Consider the following 16,798-nt stretch of genomic DNA (forward strand, 5'->3'; position numbering starts at 1 on the left):
ATCAAATCTTGTGAATGGCAAGCTGCTGCACCAGCTGCGCCACCGAACCGTCCATCAAGTGGACCAGTGGCTGCGGCCAGATGCCCAGTGCCAGCACGGCGGCGGCGAAGGCGCCCAGCACGAATGTCTCGCGCGCGTTGATTTCCTTCATCTCGGCCACGTGCGGGTTGGTGATCTCGCCCCACAGCACGCGCTTCACCAGCCACAGCGTGTAGCCCGCGCCGATGATCAGGGTGAACGCGGCGAACAGCGCGATCCATGGATTGGCGCTGAAGCTGGACAGGATCACCATGAACTCGCCCACGAAACCGCTGGTGCCCGGCAATCCGCAATTGGCCATCGCGAACAGCACGTAGAAGAAGCCGAACCACGGCATCACGTTGATGAGGCCGCCGTAATCCTTGATCTGGCGCGTGTGCAGGCGGTCGTACATCACGCCGATGCAGGTGAACATCGCGCCGGAGACGAAGCCGTGCGAGATCATCTGGATCATCGCACCCTGCATGCCCAGCAGCGCCATGTCGGTATTGCCCTGCTCGCGCACCAGCATGAAGGCGATGAAGATGCCCAGCGTGACGAAGCCCATGTGGGCCACCGACGAATACGCCACCAGCTTCTTCATGTCCTCCTGCACCAATGCGACATAGCCGATATAGACGATCGCGATCAGGCTCAGCACGATGATCAGCCAGGCGAAATGCGCGCCCGCATCCGGCACGATCGGCAGGATGAAGCGCAGCATTCCGTAGGTGCCGACCTTCAGCATCACCGCCGCCAGCACCACCGAACCGCCGGTCGGCGCCTCGACGTGGGCATCCGGCAACCAGGTGTGCACCGGCACCATCGGCACCTTGATCGCGAACGCGATCAGGAACGCGAAGAACACCCAGCTCTGCTCCTTCATCGTCAGCGGCAGCGCGGCCAGCGTGGCGATGTCGAACGTACCCGCCTTCTGGTACAGGTACAGCAGCGCGATCAGCATGAAGACCGAGCCGAAGAACGTGTAGATGAAGAACTTCAGCGTCGCGTACACGCGGCGCGGACCGCCCCAGATGCCGATCAGGATGAACATCGGGATCAGGATCGCCTCGAACAGCGCGTAGAACAGCAGCGCGTCGGTAGCGCAGAACACGCCGATCAGCAGGCCTTCGAGGATCAGCATCGCGGCCATGTACTGGTGCGGCTTGTCCTGGATGACTTCCCATGCACCGGCGATCACCAGGATGCCGACGAAGGTGGTCATCACGATCAGCGCCACCGAGATGCCGTCGACCGCCAGTCCGTAATGGACGCCCCACGAGGCGATCCACAGGTGGCTTTCGACCAGCTGCATCGCGGCGCCGCCGGGGTTGTACTGCACCAGCAGGAACAGGCTGGCCACGAAGGCGAGCACCGCCACCAGCAGCGACAGCCAGCGCGCCAGGTTGGGTCGGGCCGAACCGGCAAGCAGCACCGGGATGGCCCCGACGACGGGTAGCCAGATCAGCAGGCTGAGCAAGTGATTGAACATGGATCTGTTTCCCTTATTGCCCGACCGGCCCTGAACCGATGAGCCAGTACCCGCCAAGCAGCAGGATCAAGCCGAGAATCATCGCGAAGGCGTAGTGATAGAGATAACCCGACTGCAGGCGACGCATCAGCGCGGCGATGCGATGAATCACGTTCACCGAGCCGTTGACCATCGCACCGTCGATCACCGCCGTCTCGCTGGCCTTCCAGAACCCGCGGCCCAACAGCACGCCGCCACGGGCAAACAGCGCAAAGTACACGTCGTCGACCCAATACTTGCGATCGAGCACCGTCCACAGCGGCTTCAGCGCGGACTTGATCCTGCCCGCCAGCGCCGGGTTGAACAGGTAGATGTAGGTGGTGGTCACGAAGGCGACGAGCACCAGCAGGAACGGCAACTGGGTGAACCCGTGCAGCGCCATCGCCGCCGCACCGTGGAAATGCTGTCCCATCTCGGCCAGCACGTTGTTCGCCTCTTCCACATGGATCGCCTTGCCGAACCAGTTGCCGAACAGCGTCGGCCCGACGGTGAAGAAGCCGACCAGCAGCGACGGGATCGCCAGCAGCACCAGCGGCACCGTCACCACCCACGGCGACTCCTTCGGCGCATGCGCCAGCACGCCCGGCTCGTGGTGGCGGTGATCGTCATGTCCGTCATGACCGTGGCCATGCTGCTCGACCACGGTGAAGCGCTCCTTGCCGTGGAAGGTCAGGTACATCTGGCGGAACGTGTACAGCCCTGTCACCAGCACGCCGGCCATCACGCAGAAATAGGCGTAGTGCGCGCCCCAGCGATGCGACTCGCCGACCGCCTCGATGATCGCGTCCTTCGAATAGAAGCCGGAAGTGAACGGCACCGCCACCAGCGCCACCGAGCCGGCCCACATGGTCAACCAGGTGACCGGCATGTACTTGCGCAGGCCGCCCATGTAGCGCATGTCCTGCTCGTGGTGCATCGCGATGATCACCGAACCGGCGCCGAGGAACAGCAGCGCCTTGAAGAACGCGTGCGTCATCAGGTGGAACACCGCGCCGCTGTACATCGACACGCCCAGCGCCACCGTCATGTAGCCCAGCTGCGACAGCGTGGAGTACGCGATCACCCGCTTGATGTCGTTCTGCACGATGCCGATCAAGCCGGTGAACAGCGCCGTGGTCGCACCGATCACCAGCACGAAGCTGAGCGCGGTGGAAGACATTTCGAACAGCGGCGACATGCGCGCCACCATGAAGATGCCGGCGGTGACCATCGTCGCGGCATGGATCAGCGCGGAGATCGGGGTCGGGCCTTCCATCGAGTCGGGCAGCCACACGTGCAACGGCACCTGCGCCGATTTGCCCATCGCGCCGACGAACAGCAGGATGCAGATCACCGTAGCCGCGTCCCACTGCGTGCCCGCGGTGATTTGCAGGATCTTGCCGGACAGGCCGGGCGCTGCGGCGAACGCGGTGGCATAGTCCAGCGTGCCGAGGAAATACAGCACCGCCGCGATGCCGAGCAGGAAGCCGAAGTCGCCCACGCGGTTGACCAGGAATGCCTTCAGGTTGGCGAAGATCGCGGTCGGCCGCTTGTACCAGAAGCCGATCAGCAGGTACGACACCAGGCCCACCGCTTCCCAGCCGAAGAACAGCTGCATGAAGTTGTTGCTCATGACCAGCATGAACATCGAGAAGGTGAACAGCGAGATGTAGCTGAAGAAGCGCGTGTAGCCGTCGTCGTCGGCCATGTAGCCGATGGTGTAGACGTGCACCAGCAGCGACACAAAGCTCACCACCACCAGCATCATCGCGGTCAACCGATCGACCATGAAGCCGACGCTGGCGTTGAACGGGCCGATCTGGAACCAGGTGTAGATGTTCTGGTTGTACTCGGCCGCACCGCCTACGGTGAGCTGGTACAGCACGTAGAACGACAGCGCGCACGATACCGCCACGCCGAGGATGGTGATGCTGTGCGAACCGGCGCGCCCCAGGAACTTGCCCAGGAAGCCGGCCAGCACGCAACCGACCAGCGGCGCCAGCGCGATCGTCAGCAGAATGGAAGTCGAAAGCTGCATCGGGTCAACCCTTCATGCTGTCGATGTCGGCGATATTGATCGTGCTGCGCGTACGGAACAGCAGCACCAGGATCGCCAGGCCGATGGCGGCTTCCGCCGCGGCCACGGTGAGGATGAAGAACACGAACACCTGCCCGGAGACGTCGCCGAGGAAACGCGAGAACGCCACGAAGTTCATGTTCACGGCGAGCAGCATCAGCTCGATCGACATCAGCAGCACGATCACGTTCTTGCGGTTGATGAACATGCCGGCGACGGCGATGCAGAACAGCACCGCGCCGAGCACGATGTAGTGCGCGAGCGAAATCATGGCTGCGGCTCCTGTGGGGCGATCGGTTCATCGGGACGGACGGCAGCCATCTTCACGATGCGCACGCGGTCGCTCGGATTGACCTTGACCTGCTGGCTGGCCGACTCGTAGCGCGCGGCGCGGCGCTCGCGCAGGGTCAGCGCCACCGCCGCCACGATGCCCACGGTAAGGATCAGCGCGGCAATCTCGAAGGGCAGCAGGAACGTCGTGTACAGCGCATGCCCAAGCCACGCGGTGTTGGACATGCCCGCGGCGGTGGCGGGATCGGCGCCCATGACGTGCGTCTGCATCGCGCGCACGCCGATCAGGCCGAGCATTTCCACCAGCATCACCGCGGCCACGATCAGGCCGACCGGCAGGAACTTCACGAAGCCCTCGCGCATTTTTTCCTGGTCGATGTCGAGCATCATCACCACGAACAGGAACAGCACCATCACCGCACCGACGTAGACCACGACCAGCGCCAGCGCAAGGAACTCGGCTTCGAGCAGGATCCACAGGCAGGCCGCGCTGAAGAAGGTCAGCACCAGCGCCAGCACCGCGTGCACGGAGTTCTTCAGCGTGATCACCGACAGCGCGGCAGCGACGGTGACGAAGCCGAAGGCATAGAAACAGATGAGTTGGAGCAGTTGGGGATTCATCGTTGGCCTCAGCGGTACGCCGCGTCTTGCGCGCGGTCGGCGGCGATCTGCTGTTCGAAGCGATCGCCGATGGCGAGCAGTTTCTGCTTGTCCACCACGTTCTCGCCGCGATTCTCGAAGTGATACTCGTGGATCGACGTCTCGACGATCGAATCGACCGGGCAGCTCTCCTCGCAGAAACCGCAGTAGATGCACTTGAATAGGTCGATCTCGTAGCGCGTGGTGCGGCGCTGGCCGTCGCTCGCGCGTGGCGCCGAGTCGATCGTGATCGCCAGCGCCGGGCATACCGCTTCGCACAGCTTGCAGGCGATGCAGCGTTCCTCGCCGTTCGCGTAGCGACGCAGCGCATGCAGGCCGCGGAAGCGGTTCGACTTCGGGATGTGCTCCATCGGGTAGCGCATCGTGTACTTCGGCTTGAACAGGTAGCGCAGGGTCAGGCCCATGCCCTGGAACAGCTCGACCAGGAGCAGACTCTTGAAATAGGCGGTAATGCGATTCATCGGATGCCTCAAGCCCCCGTGCCAATGCTGACCAGGCCGTAGTACTTCAGCAGGCCAGCCACGAAAACCCATGCGATGGCGATGGGAATGAACACCTTCCAGCCCAGCCGCATGATCTGGTCATAGCGATAGCGCGGGAACGTGGCGCGGAACCACAGGAACATGAACGAGAACAGGAACGCCTTGATCAGCAGCCAGGGGAAGCCGCCGTGGCCGATGAAACCCCACGACGCCGGGAACGGCGACAGCCAGCCGCCCATGAACAGCACCGCGGCCAGGAAGCTGACCAGGATCATGTTCGCGTATTCGGCCAGGAAGAACAGCGCGAACGCCGAGCCGGAATATTCCACATGGAAGCCGGCCACGATCTCCGACTCGCCCTCGGCCATGTCGAACGGCGCGCGGTTGGTCTCGGCCACGCCGGAGATGAAATAGATCACGAACACCGGCAGCAACGGCAGCCAGAACCAGTCGAAGATGCCCTTGTTGCCGGCTTGCGCGTTGACGATCTCGGTGAGATTCAGCGACCCGGCCAGCACCAGCACGCAGACCAGGCACAGGCCCATCGCCAGCTCATAGGAGATCACCTGCGCCGCCGAGCGCATCGCGCCGAGCAGCGCATAGCGCGAGTTGGACGCCCAGCCGGCGATGATGATGCCGTACACGCCCATCGAGGTCATCGCCAGCAGGTACAGCACGCCGGCGTTGGCGTTCGACAGCACCATCGTGCTGCTGAACGGAACCACGGCCCACACCGCCAGCGCGGGGATCAACGCGATCATCGGCGCCATGTAGTACAGGAAGCGGTTCGCCTTGGTCGGCAGGATCACTTCCTTGATCAGCAGCTTGGTCACATCGGCGAAGGCCTGCAGCAGGCCGAACGGGCCGATCTTGTTCGGCCCCATGCGCACGTGCATCCAGCCGAGCACCTTGCGCTCCCAGTACACGAACATCGCCACGGCAAGCACCAGCGGCAGCACGATCGCCAGGATGTAAAGAACCGGCACGACGAGCTGATGGATGAGTTGATCAAGCATCTGCTTTAAGCCTTGCTCAGGGTGATGGACGCGCCATACGGCGGCAGCGTGGCGGTGAGATCCTGTGCAGCCTCGATCCACGCCGCGCCATCCGGCACGGCCGCATCGATCGCCAACGGCAGCGACACGTCCGCAATGCGCACCTGGCCACCGGCGGAAAGGCCGAGTCGCTGTGCCTCATCCGCATTCAAACGCACCGCCGGGGCACGATTGAGCGGATGCGCATTCAGCGCCGTCGCACGACGGAGCACTGCATCGGTACGGTAGATCGGCCAGGTCGCCAGGCGGGTCAGGCCGCTGACAGCCGTACGCTCGGCCAAGCCATTCCGCGGAGCCGCCGCACGCTCGGCAATACCGTCACGCAGGCCGGCGAGGTCGTCGAATTCGAAGCCGGCCAGTTGCAGGGCGCCGCCCAACGCACGCAATACCTTCCAGCCCGGCCGGGCCTGGCCGGGCGCCTTCGCGCCGGCCATCACGCCCTGGGCCAGCCCATCGACGTTGACCAGGGTGGCATCGTTCTCCGGCAGCAGCGCGATCGGCAGGATCACGTCGGCCACCTCGCGCAGCGCAGGGCTGGCATAGGCACTGAACGCCACCACCTGGTCCGCGCCACGCAGTGCCTTCAAGGCCGCGCCGCCATCGGCAAAATCGTGCGGCGGCTCGACCCCGTACAGCAGATAGCTCTTGCGCGGCTGCGCCAGCATCGCCTGCGCATCCAGCCCGCCGTTGCCCGGCACCACGCCGAGCCGCGCCAGGCCGACGCCATTCGCACCGACCGGCAGTTCATCGTAACCGGCACCGGTAGCGTCGGCGATGAAATGGGCGATCGCGCGCAGCCAGGACGCCTGCGGATGGGTCACCGCGGCTTCGCCGAGGATCACCACGGCCTTGCCCGACTTCAGCGCGGCGATCGCGTCGCTGTCGCCCTGGTCGCTCTGCGCCGCAGCGATCGCGTCGGCCAGTGCCACCGGTGCGGTCACGCCCGCGGCCACGGCGGCCTTGGCCAGCGCCAGCAGCGCATCGACCAGCGCCTGCGGCGCCACGATCGCCTCACCGGCCAGCTTGTAGTTGAAATCGAAATGCGCGGGGTTGACCGCGTAGACCCTCGCGCCCTTCTTGGTCGCCTGGTGCACGCGATGATTCAGCAGCGGCATCTCGTGGCGCAGGTCGGAGCCCACCAGCAAGGCGGCCCGGACCTGTTCGACCTCCGCCACCGGCAACGCGAACGGCTGCGCCACGGCGTTGTCGGCGAAATCGAGCTGGCGCAGGCGATGATCGACGTGCGCGCTGCCCAGGCCACGGGCCAGCCGCACCAGCAGATCGCCCTCCTCGTTCGAGGTGGCCGGGTGCACCAGGATGCCCAACTCGCTGCCCGGTGCCTTCTTCAATGCTTCGCCGGCAAACTGCAAGGCATCTTCCCAGGTGGTCGCCTGCCACTGGCCATGGCGTTTCACTTCCGGCGCGCCGATGCGATCGGCGGCGTACATGCCCTGGTGGCTGTAGCGGTCGCGATCGGACAACCAGCACTCGTTGACCGCCTCGTTGTCGCGCGGCACCGTGCGCAGCACTTCGCCGCGGCGCGTGTGCAGCCACAGGTTGGAGCCGAGCGCATCGTGGTAGCCGATCGACGGCTTGGCGATCAGCTCCCAGGCGCGTGCCTTGAACTGGAACGGCTTGTTGGTGAGCGCGCCGACCGGGCAGACGTCGATGATGTTGCCGGACAACTCGGTCTCGATCGTCTTGCCGATGTAGGTGCCGATCTGCAGGTTCTCGCCGCGGCTCATGCCACCCAGCTCGTAGGTGCCGGCGATCTCGCTGGTGAAGCGCACGCAACGGGTGCACTGGATGCAGCGGGTCATCTCGGTCGCGACCAGCGGCCCGATGTTCTCGTCGGCCACGGTGCGCTTGCGCTCGGTGAAGCGCGAAACGCTGCGGCCATAGCCCAGCGCCACGTCCTGCAGTTCGCACTCGCCGCCCTGGTCGCAGATCGGGCAGTCCAGCGGATGGTTGATCAGCAGGAACTCCATCACGTCTTTCTGGAACTTCAGCGCCTTGTCCGAGCGCGTCATCACCTTCATGCCTTCGGCCACCGGCGTGGCGCAAGCCGGCTGCGGCTTGGGCATCAGCTTGCCGCCCATCTCCACGTCGACCAGGCACATGCGGCAGTTCGCGGCGATCGGCAGCTTGCGGTGGTAGCAGAAACGCGGGATCGCGACGCCGATCGCGTCGGCCGCCTCGATGATCATCGCGCCCTTGCGGATCTGCGTCGGCTTGCCGTCGACCTCGATGCTGACCAGATCGGGTGCGGTGCTGGTTGGCTGCGCACTCATGCAGCAACTCCACGGTTGGTTTCGGCAAGCTTGTCCTCGACCATCGAGCGACCGTGCTGCACGAAGTATTCGAATTCGTTCCAGAAACGCGCCAGGAAGCCCTGCACCGGCCAGGCGGCGGCTTCGCCGAAGGCGCAGATCGTGTGGCCTTCGATCTGGCCGGCGACCGCCTTGAGGCGATGCAGGTCATCCCCGGTGCCCTTGCCCGCGACGATGCGGTCGAGCACGCGGTACATCCAGCCGGTGCCTTCGCGGCACGGCGTGCACTGGCCGCAGGACTCCGCCATGTAGAAGCGCGCGATGCGGTGGCAGGCGCGCACCATGCAGGTGGTTTCGTCCATCACGATCACCGCGCCGGAGCCCAGGCCCGAGCCGGCCTTCTGCAGGCAGTCGTAGTCCATCGTGCTCTCGAGCATGATGTCGGCCGGCAGCACCTTCATCGAGGAGCCGCCGGGGATCACCGCCTTCAGCTTGTGGCCGTTGCGCACGCCGCCGGCCATCGCCAGCAGTTCCGTGAACGGCGTGCCCAGGCGAATTTCGAAGTTGCCCGGGTTGTTGACGTGACCGGACACCGAGAAGATCTTCGGGCCGCCATTGTTCGGCTTGCCCAGGTTGAGGAACCAGTCGGCGCCGTTGCGCAGGATCGCCGGCACCGAGGCGTAGGTCTCGGTGTTGTTGATCGTGGTCGGCTTGCCGTACAGGCCGAAGTTGGCCGGAAACGGCGGCTTGAAGCGCGGCTGGCCCTTCTTGCCTTCCAGCGACTCCATCAGCGCGGTTTCTTCGCCGCAGATGTACGCGCCGGCGCCGAGCGCGGCGTAGATGTCCACGTCCAGCCCGGTGCCCTGCACGTTCTTGCCGAGCAGGCCGGCCGCGTAGGCTTCCTTCAACGCCGCCTCGAAATGCTCGTACGGCTCGTGATGGAATTCGCCGCGCAGGTAGTTGTAGGCCACGGTCGAACCGGTGCAGTAGCACGCGATGGCCAGGCCCTCGATCACCGCATGCGGGTTGTAGCGCAGGATGTCGCGGTCCTTGGCCGTACCCGGCTCGGATTCGTCCGAGTTGCACAGGATGTACTTCTGCATGTCGCCCTTCGGCATGAAGGACCACTTCAGGCCGGTCGGGAAACCGGCGCCGCCACGGCCGCGCAGGCTGCTCTTCTTGATTTCGTCGATCAGCGACGCCGGATCGGGCTTCTCGGCGAGGATCTTCCTCCACGCCTTGTAGCCATCGACCTGGAGATAGCTGTCCATCGACCACGGCGTGTCGAAATGCAGCGTGGTGTAGACGACCTGGTGGTCCTGGGGGGCGGGTCCGACTGCCATGCGCTTACTCCAGCCCGTCCAGGATTTCGTCGAGCTTCTCGGGAGTGAGATGCTCGTGGTAATGCCCGTTCACCGTCGCCGCCGGCGCGTACACGCAGGCCGCGATGCACTCTTCTTCCTGCTTCAGGTAGACGCGGCCATCGGGTGTGCTCTCGCCCACCTTGATGCCCAGCTTCTTCTCGCAATGGCGCACCAGGCCCTCGGCGCCGTTGAGCCAGCACGAGATGTTGGTGCAGATCGCCACGTTGTTGCGGCCGACCGGCTTGGTCTCCAGCATCGAGTAGAAGCTGGCCACCTCGTACGCCCACACCGCGGGCAGGTCGAGATACTTCGCGACCGCGGTGATCAGCTCGTCGGTGAGGAAGCCGTTGTTCTGCTCCTGCGCGCCGAACAGCGCCTGGATCAGCGCCGAGCGCTTGCGGTCCGGCGGGAATTTGGCCACCCAGGCATCGATGTGATGGCGGGTGTGCTCGGTGAGTACGGCGAGGGGGTCGACGTTCCTGACCTGCTCGAAATGTCCGGTGGCTTTCATGCGTTTCTCCGTCGTGCCGGCTCAGCGGTCCACTTCGCCGAACACGAGGTCATAGGTACCGATCATGGCCACCACGTCGGCGAGCATGTGGCCGCGCACGATGGTGTCCATGGATGACAGGTGGGCAAAGCCCGGGGCGCGCAAGTGCACGCGGAACGGCTTGTTGGCGCCGTCGGAAACCAGGTAGCAGCCGAACTCGCCCTTCGGCGCCTCGACCGCGCAATAGGTTTCGCCGGCCGGCACGCAGTAGCCCTCGGTGAACAGCTTGAAGTGGTGGATGAGCGCTTCCATGCTCTCCTTCATCTCGACCCGCGACGGCGGCGCCACCTTGAAGTTCTGCACCATCACCGGGCCCGGGTTGGCGCGCAGCCACTCCACGCACTGCCGGATGATGCGGTTGGACTGGCGCATCTCTTCCACGCGCACCAGGTAGCGGTCGTAGCAGTCGCCGTTGACGCCGACCGGGATGTCGAAATCCATCTCGGCGTACTTCGCGTACGGCTGCTTCTTGCGCAGGTCCCACTCGACCCCCGAGCCGCGCAGCATCGCGCCGGTCATGCCCCACTGCTGGGCCAGCTCCGGGCTGACCACGCCGATGCCGACGGTGCGCTGCTTCCAGATGCGGTTGGTGGTGAGCAGTTCCTCGTACTCGTCCACCTTCGACGGGAAATCGGCGGTGAACGCGTCGAGGAAGTCGAGCATCGAGCCTTCGCGCCAGCTGTTGATGCGCTTCAGGTCGGCGCCCTTGTGCCACGGCGACTCGCGGTACTTCGACATCTGCGCCGGCAGGTCGCGGTAGACGCCGCCCGGGCGGTAGTACGTGGCGTGCATGCGCGCGCCCGACACCGCCTCGTAGACGTCCATCAGTTCCTCGCGCTCGCGGAACGCATACAGGATCACCGCCATCGCACCCAGGTCGAGCGCGTTCGAGCCGATCCACATCAGGTGGTTCAGGATGCGGGTGATCTCGTCGAACATGGTGCGGATGTACTGCGCGCGCTCCGGCGCCTCGATCCCCAGCAGGGTCTCGATCGCGCGCACGTAGGCATGCTCGTTGCACATCATCGACACGTAGTCGAGCCGGTCCATGTAGCCGATCGACTGGTTGAACGGCTTGGACTCGGCCAGCTTCTCGGTACCGCGATGCAGCAGGCCCACGTGCGGATCGGCGCGGATGATGGTCTCGCCGTCCATCTCCATGATCAGGCGCAGCACGCCGTGCGCGGCCGGATGCTGCGGGCCGAAATTCATCGTGTAGTTGCGGATCTCTTGCACGCTCAGTTCCTCTGCCAGTCGTCGGCGGCTTCGGCCCTGGCCTGCATCAGGTCGGCGTCGTCGCGGATGGTCCGCGGCACCAGCACGCGCGGCTCGATCGACACCGGCTCGTAGATCACCCGCTTCTGCTCGGGGTCGTAGCGCACCTCGACGTTGCCGATCAGCGGAAAGTCCTTGCGGAACGGGTGGCCGACGAAACCGTAGTCGGTAAGGATGCGGCGCAGGTCGGGATGGCCGTCGAAGATGATGCCGTAGAGGTCGAACGCCTCGCGCTCGAACCAGTTCACGCCCGGCCACACCAGGGTCAGCGACGGCACCACCGGCAGGCTGTCGTCCTCGCAGAAAACGCGCAGGCGCAGGCGGCGGTTGTGTTCGATCGAAAGCAGCTGGATCACCGCGGCGAAGCGGCGCGGCTGGTTCTCGCCGTTGCCGCGCGGGCGCCCGGCCCAGTCGAAACGCCCTTGCGCCTGGCCTTCCACGCCGCGCGAAAAACCGGTGCTGGAGACGGTCTCGGTATCCCACTCGGTCTGGCCGTAGCCGAGGTAGTCGATGCCGCACAGGTCGATCAATTCGCTGAAACGGAACGCCGGCTCGTCGCGCAGCGCCGTTGTCACGGCGACCAGATCGGCGGGGGCCAGTTCGGCGACGGTCTCGTTGCGCACCGTGGTGATGGTCAGCGTATCGCCGAATCGCGCAGCAAGCTGCCCGGCCAGCGAGGTCTTTTGGATGTCAGTCATGGACTGCGCCTTCAGAGTGTGCCGTTCAAGAGCGCGCGATGGTGCTGGTGCGGCGGATTTTCTTCTGCAACTGCAGGATGCCGTGGATCAGCGCTTCGGCCGTGGGCGGGCAACCCGGCACGTAGATGTCCACCGGCACAATGCGATCGCAACCGCGCACCACGGAGTAGGAATAGTGGTAGTAGCCGCCGCCGTTGGCGCAGCTGCCCATCGAGATCACCCACTTCGGCTCGGGCATCTGGTCGTAGACCTTGCGCAGCGCGGGGGCCATCTTGTTGACCAGGGTGCCGGCCACAATCATCACGTCGGACTGGCGCGGGCTGGGACGGAAGATCACGCCGTAGCGGTCCAGGTCCAGCCGCGACATGCCGGCGTGCATCATCTCCACCGCGCAGCAGGCCAGGCCGAACGTCATCGGCCACATCGAGCCGGTACGCGCCCAGTTCATCAACGCATCGACGCTGGTGGTGGCGAAGCCGCGCTGCACCACCGGATTGTTGCCGGCCGGCAGCAGGATGTCGTCGACCAGGTTCAGCGGCTCCGGGTTGTGCATCACCCGGCTGACGGAATCGATCACTCCCATTCGAGTGCTCCCTTCTTCCACACGTAGGCGAAACCGACGACCAGCAGCAGCAGGAACAGGCCCATCTCGATCAACGCGATGAGTCCGATCTGCTGGAACACCACCGCCCACGGAAACAGGAAGGCGATCTCCAGATCGAAGATGATGAACAGGATGGCGAGCAGGTAGTAACGCACGTCGAAGCGCATGCGGGCGTCTTCGAACGCCTCGAAACCGCACTCGTAGGGCGAAAGCTTGTCGGCTTCGGGGCGACGCGGGCCGGCCAGCAGGCCGATGGCCAGCAGTACCAGGCCAAGCCCGGCAGCAACGCCGATGAACAACAGGACGGGCCAGTATTCGGCAAGCACGATGCAACTTACCTCCGCGCCAGGGCGCATCAGTGACCGTGGGGATTTGAATTCAGCAATTCACGGTCCGGCGATTTCGATTCGGCAGGGCCAGCACGGCCATGGGCTGCTCAACCCCGCGCACAGGCATGGCAGCCGCGCGCGTCCGACGTTCGCGAGGTGAATTCGCGATCTCCCCATTGTATCAGTGCGCGGGGGTACAACAAGCCTTGACGGCCGATCGCGTGCGGATTAACGCCGCAAATTCGTGATGCCTGCGTGACACGGCATCACATCGTGTGGGTGGGACGCTCGGAGTTCAGCGTGCCGGCCAGGATATTCTCGATCCGGCTGCGGGCGGCTTCGGCATCGCCCGACTCGTTGAAGTGGATGCCGATGCCGGCGGTACGGTTGCCCTGCGCGCCGACCGGACTGATCCAGACCACCTTGCCGACCACCGACAGGCGCTCGGTCTCTTCGGCCAGGGTCACCAGCAACACCACCTCGTCGCCCAGCGAATAGGATTGCGCCGTCGCCGCGAACAGGCCCCCATGCTTGAGGAACGGCATGTAGGCGTTGTACAGCGAGGCCGCATCCTTGATTTTCAATGAAATGATGCCCTGACGGGCAGCCATGGGTTTCATGCGGGGCTCCTGCCGGACGTCCGAACCGCCCGATCGATGACCCGGATCTTAGATGTTGTAATCCGCCCGCACCACTGTTGCGGCATCCGCCTTGCCGCAGCCATGACGCACGACACCTTCAGGCTCCGTCCGTCTGGTTGGCCAGCAGTGACTGGCGTTCGTTGACGAGACTGCCCCACGACGCCGGCGGCACCCAGCCGGCGACCCACCCCGGCACCGCTTCGGCCGGCATCGGCCGGGAGATCGAAAAACCTTGCAGCTGATGGCACCCCAGCGAAGCCAGCAGGTCGCCCTGCTCCGCCGTCTCGACGCCTTCGGCGATCACCGTCTTGGCCAGCATGCGCGCGGTGGTGATCACTCCCGCCGCGATCGCCATGTTGCGCTCGTCGCTGAGGATGTCGCGCACGAAACTCTGGTCGAGCTTGATGTGCTCGATGTCGAGCTTCTGGATATGGCTCAGCGAGGCGCTGCCGGTGCCGAAATCGTCCAGGCCCACGCGGATGCCGCGCCGGCGGCACTCCTCGATGACGATCTTGGCGCGGGCGTGGTCCATCGACGGGCCGGTTTCGGTCACTTCGACGCCGAAACCCACGTCCATCACGTCCGGGTAGTTGTCGAGTACCGCGTCGATGTCGGTGAAGAACGCCGGGTGCAGCAGGTGGCGGGTGCTGATGTTGATCGATACCGGGATCGAAATGCCCGATCGCATCCACGACTGGCAGCAACGCAGCGCCTCGTCCAGCACGTAACGGCCGATCGGCCGGGCCAGTTGCGGGTCGTCCAGCACATGCATGAACTTCGCGGGCTCGATCAGCTCATGGGTGTCGTCCAGGCGCAGCAGCGCCTCCATCCCGGCGACGCCGTGCAGGCCCGGCAAACCGTCGATGTACACGATGGGCTGGAACAGCAACTGCAGACGCGACTGCTGCAACGCCTGGGCGATCCGCTCGCGCATCGCCTGCAGCCGCACCTGCTCCAGTTCCATGGCCGGCTCGTACAGCAAGCCGCGATCCTTGCCCTCCTCCTTTGCCGCGTACATCGCGAGGTCGGCGTGCCGCACCAGGCCTTCCGCATCCGACTCGTCCAGCGGGTACAGGGTCCAGCCCACGCTGGCGGACAGGTACAGCTGCTCGCCCATCAGGTTGAGCGGCGCCCGCAGCGCCTGCAGGATGCAGCGGCTGATCACGTCCAGCTGCTCGCGGCTGTCCAGGCCGGAGATCACCAGCGCAAATTCGTCGCCGCCGAAACGGGCCAGCACATCGGCCTCGCGCAATATGCCCAGGATCCGCGCCGAGGCTTCCGCCAGCACGTGGTCGCCGCCGCCATGGCCGATCGTGTCGTTCACGCTCTTGAAGCGGTCGAGATCGAGTACGCCAACCGCCAGCAGCGTGCCCTGTTTCGTGGCCTGCGCACGTGCCTGCTCCAGCAATTCGAACAGCAGCCGCCGGTTCGGCAAGCCGGTGACCACGTCGTAGAAGGCCAGCCGCTCGACCCGTGCCTCGTGCATCTTCTGCTCGGTGATGTCGCGCTGGTGCCACAGCCGTCCCTGCGGCACGCCATCGATCCGGATCGGGGTGAAATCGCGCAGGAAGGTGCGCCCACCCTTCATCGCCACCTCGTCGCCCTTGACCGGCTCGTCGGCGGCCATGATCTCCTGGATCCTGCGCCATTCGCGCTCGGGGTCCTGGTACGCCGGCTGCAGAAGCGCGTACAGCGCTTCTATCGACTTGCCTTCCAGTTCCGCCGGCGTCTCGGACAGGCCGAACAGCGTACAGAACGCCTCGTTGGCGAAGCTCACCCGATGTTCTTCGGACATCACCAGGATGCCCGCGTACTGCTTGGACAGGATGGTGTGGAAATGCTGCAGGTTGAAGCGCAGATCCTGCTCCGCCGTCAGACGGGCCGCCTGTGCGCACTGCATCTGGATGCCCAGGCCCAGCTCGATCGCCATTTCCGCAAAGACCTGGACTTCGATCGCGCTGAACGCGTCGACCTCTTCCGCGCCGATGACGAAGCAGCCCACGACCGCCCCGTCCATCCGCAGCGGCAGCGCCAGCAGCGCACGCACACCGGGCATGCCGGCGCCGGGCGCCCAGTCCAGGTGGTCCGCCGCCGGATGGCTGATCTGCGCCTGGCCGCTCGACAGCGCGCGCGCCACGGCGTCCCCGGCATGCGTGCTGCCGTCCCGGGTAAAACGGAAATCCGCCGCGATGCCGTCGGCCAGGCCTTCCTGCGCCCGCACCCGCAGGCTTGCCGGATCATCTTCATCGAGCAAGCCGATCCAGGCGACCCGATAGCCGCCGATGCAGCGCGCCACGCGACAGGCCCCGGCCAGCAGTGCCTGTTCGTCCGCACTGTGGGTGACCAGCTTGATCATCTCGCTGAGCAAGCGCAGTGCATGACGCTGGCGCGCCTCGTCCTGCACCGATTGCAGCAGCCGCGCGCGCTGTGCATGCGCCTCCAGCCCCAGCCCGATGCTCGCCGCAGCCTGTTGCAGCAGTTCGATCATCCGCGCCGTGAAAAAGCCGGCCCGGGAAGCGCGTATCACCAGTGCCGCGCATACCTCGCCGAACTTCAGCACCGGTACCGCGACCACCGCGTGCACGCCATGCCTCACATAGGCCGGCCGGAACATCTCCAGGCCCTCGGCATGGTGGACATCGGCCTCCAGTTGCGGCTCGCCCCGCCAGAACGCCGGCCGCGCCAGCGAAAACGGAATGCGTTCGGGGTAGATGTCGGCCATGTCGGGCGCCACCTGCGCAGGCGCGATCCGCCGCAGCCATCCGCTGGCTCGGTCCAGCTCCCCCACCATCACCAGCCGCGCACCGATCCGCCGCTCGAGCACCTCGATCACCGCCTCGTACAGCACCGGCGGCTCCAGCGAACGCACCAGCAGCTGGCCGATCTCGGACAACGCGGCATAAAAGCTCTCGCTGGACGCCGCCGTCGCCCCTGTATCGACCTGCATCGAATTCTGATCCGGTGTATGCATTCG

At 65.3% G+C, this 16,798-nt stretch carries 14 protein-coding genes and 1 pseudogene; all 15 read right to left on the minus strand.

Going from position 1 to position 16,798, the window contains the following annotated elements:
* Position 1: 1 nt before the first annotated feature.
* Entirely contained in the window at positions 2–1,510 is a 1,509-nt protein-coding gene (locus tag ABIE04_RS01595; RefSeq protein ID WP_354546839.1) for an NADH-quinone oxidoreductase subunit M, read from the minus strand.
* Between the two features lie 13 nt (positions 1,511–1,523).
* A complete protein-coding gene (gene nuoL / locus ABIE04_RS01600) occupies positions 1,524–3,566 on the minus strand; it encodes an NADH-quinone oxidoreductase subunit L (protein ID WP_354546840.1) in 2,043 nt (680 codons plus the stop codon).
* Positions 3,567–3,570: 4 nt separating this feature from the next.
* Complete coding sequence (gene nuoK, locus ABIE04_RS01605; protein WP_108471346.1) at positions 3,571–3,876, minus strand: NADH-quinone oxidoreductase subunit NuoK; 306 nt, start codon at positions 3,874–3,876, stop codon at positions 3,571–3,573.
* The gene (locus tag ABIE04_RS01610; protein ID WP_354546841.1) at positions 3,873–4,517 is read right to left on the minus strand and encodes an NADH-quinone oxidoreductase subunit J; all 645 of its coding nucleotides are present in this window, start codon (positions 4,515–4,517) and stop codon (positions 3,873–3,875) included. The genes nuoK and ABIE04_RS01610 overlap by 4 nt, the downstream gene beginning before the upstream one ends.
* Before the next feature lie 8 nt (positions 4,518–4,525).
* The gene (gene nuoI, locus ABIE04_RS01615) at positions 4,526–5,017 is read right to left on the minus strand and encodes an NADH-quinone oxidoreductase subunit NuoI (RefSeq protein ID WP_354546842.1); all 492 of its coding nucleotides are present in this window, start codon (positions 5,015–5,017) and stop codon (positions 4,526–4,528) included.
* Positions 5,018–5,025: 8 nt separating this feature from the next.
* Positions 5,026–6,054 carry an NADH-quinone oxidoreductase subunit NuoH gene (gene nuoH, locus ABIE04_RS01620; protein WP_354546843.1) on the minus strand — a complete coding sequence of 343 codons (1,029 nt, stop codon included), beginning with the start codon at positions 6,052–6,054 and terminating at the stop codon, positions 5,026–5,028.
* A gap of 5 nt (positions 6,055–6,059) precedes the next feature.
* A complete protein-coding gene (nuoG, locus tag ABIE04_RS01625) occupies positions 6,060–8,384 on the minus strand; it encodes an NADH-quinone oxidoreductase subunit NuoG (RefSeq protein WP_354546844.1) in 2,325 nt (774 codons plus the stop codon).
* Positions 8,381–9,706: an NADH-quinone oxidoreductase subunit NuoF gene (nuoF, locus tag ABIE04_RS01630; protein WP_354546845.1), complete on the minus strand. Its 1,326-nt coding sequence runs from the start codon at positions 9,704–9,706 to the stop codon at positions 8,381–8,383. The genes nuoG and nuoF overlap by 4 nt, the downstream gene beginning before the upstream one ends.
* Positions 9,707–9,710: 4 nt before the next feature.
* Entirely contained in the window at positions 9,711–10,238 is a 528-nt protein-coding gene (gene nuoE, locus ABIE04_RS01635; RefSeq protein WP_354546846.1) for an NADH-quinone oxidoreductase subunit NuoE, read from the minus strand.
* A gap of 21 nt (positions 10,239–10,259) precedes the next feature.
* Positions 10,260–11,489 carry an NADH-quinone oxidoreductase subunit D gene (locus ABIE04_RS01640; protein WP_354549750.1) on the minus strand — a complete coding sequence of 410 codons (1,230 nt, stop codon included), beginning with the start codon at positions 11,487–11,489 and terminating at the stop codon, positions 10,260–10,262.
* A 26-nt stretch (positions 11,490–11,515) separates the two neighbouring features.
* Positions 11,516–12,250 carry an NADH-quinone oxidoreductase subunit C gene (locus ABIE04_RS01645; RefSeq protein ID WP_354546847.1) on the minus strand — a complete coding sequence of 245 codons (735 nt, stop codon included), beginning with the start codon at positions 12,248–12,250 and terminating at the stop codon, positions 11,516–11,518.
* Between the two features lie 25 nt (positions 12,251–12,275).
* Complete coding sequence (locus ABIE04_RS01650) at positions 12,276–12,833, minus strand: NuoB/complex I 20 kDa subunit family protein (protein WP_214554866.1); 558 nt, start codon at positions 12,831–12,833, stop codon at positions 12,276–12,278.
* Positions 12,824–13,180 (minus strand): NADH-quinone oxidoreductase subunit A, encoded by a 357-nt coding sequence (locus tag ABIE04_RS01655; RefSeq protein ID WP_214554867.1) that lies wholly within the window; start codon positions 13,178–13,180, stop codon positions 12,824–12,826. The genes ABIE04_RS01650 and ABIE04_RS01655 overlap by 10 nt, the downstream gene beginning before the upstream one ends.
* A gap of 269 nt (positions 13,181–13,449) precedes the next feature.
* Positions 13,450–13,806 (minus strand): annotated as a pseudogene (locus ABIE04_RS01660) (PilZ domain-containing protein); the annotation flags it as partial.
* Between the two features lie 115 nt (positions 13,807–13,921).
* The gene (locus ABIE04_RS01665; protein ID WP_354546848.1) at positions 13,922–16,771 is read right to left on the minus strand and encodes a bifunctional diguanylate cyclase/phosphodiesterase; all 2,850 of its coding nucleotides are present in this window, start codon (positions 16,769–16,771) and stop codon (positions 13,922–13,924) included.
* Between the last annotated feature and the right edge of the window lie 27 nt (positions 16,772–16,798).

The organism is Rhodanobacter soli, from assembly GCF_040548735.1.
GTDB lineage: Bacteria > Pseudomonadota > Gammaproteobacteria > Xanthomonadales > Rhodanobacteraceae > Rhodanobacter > Rhodanobacter soli_A.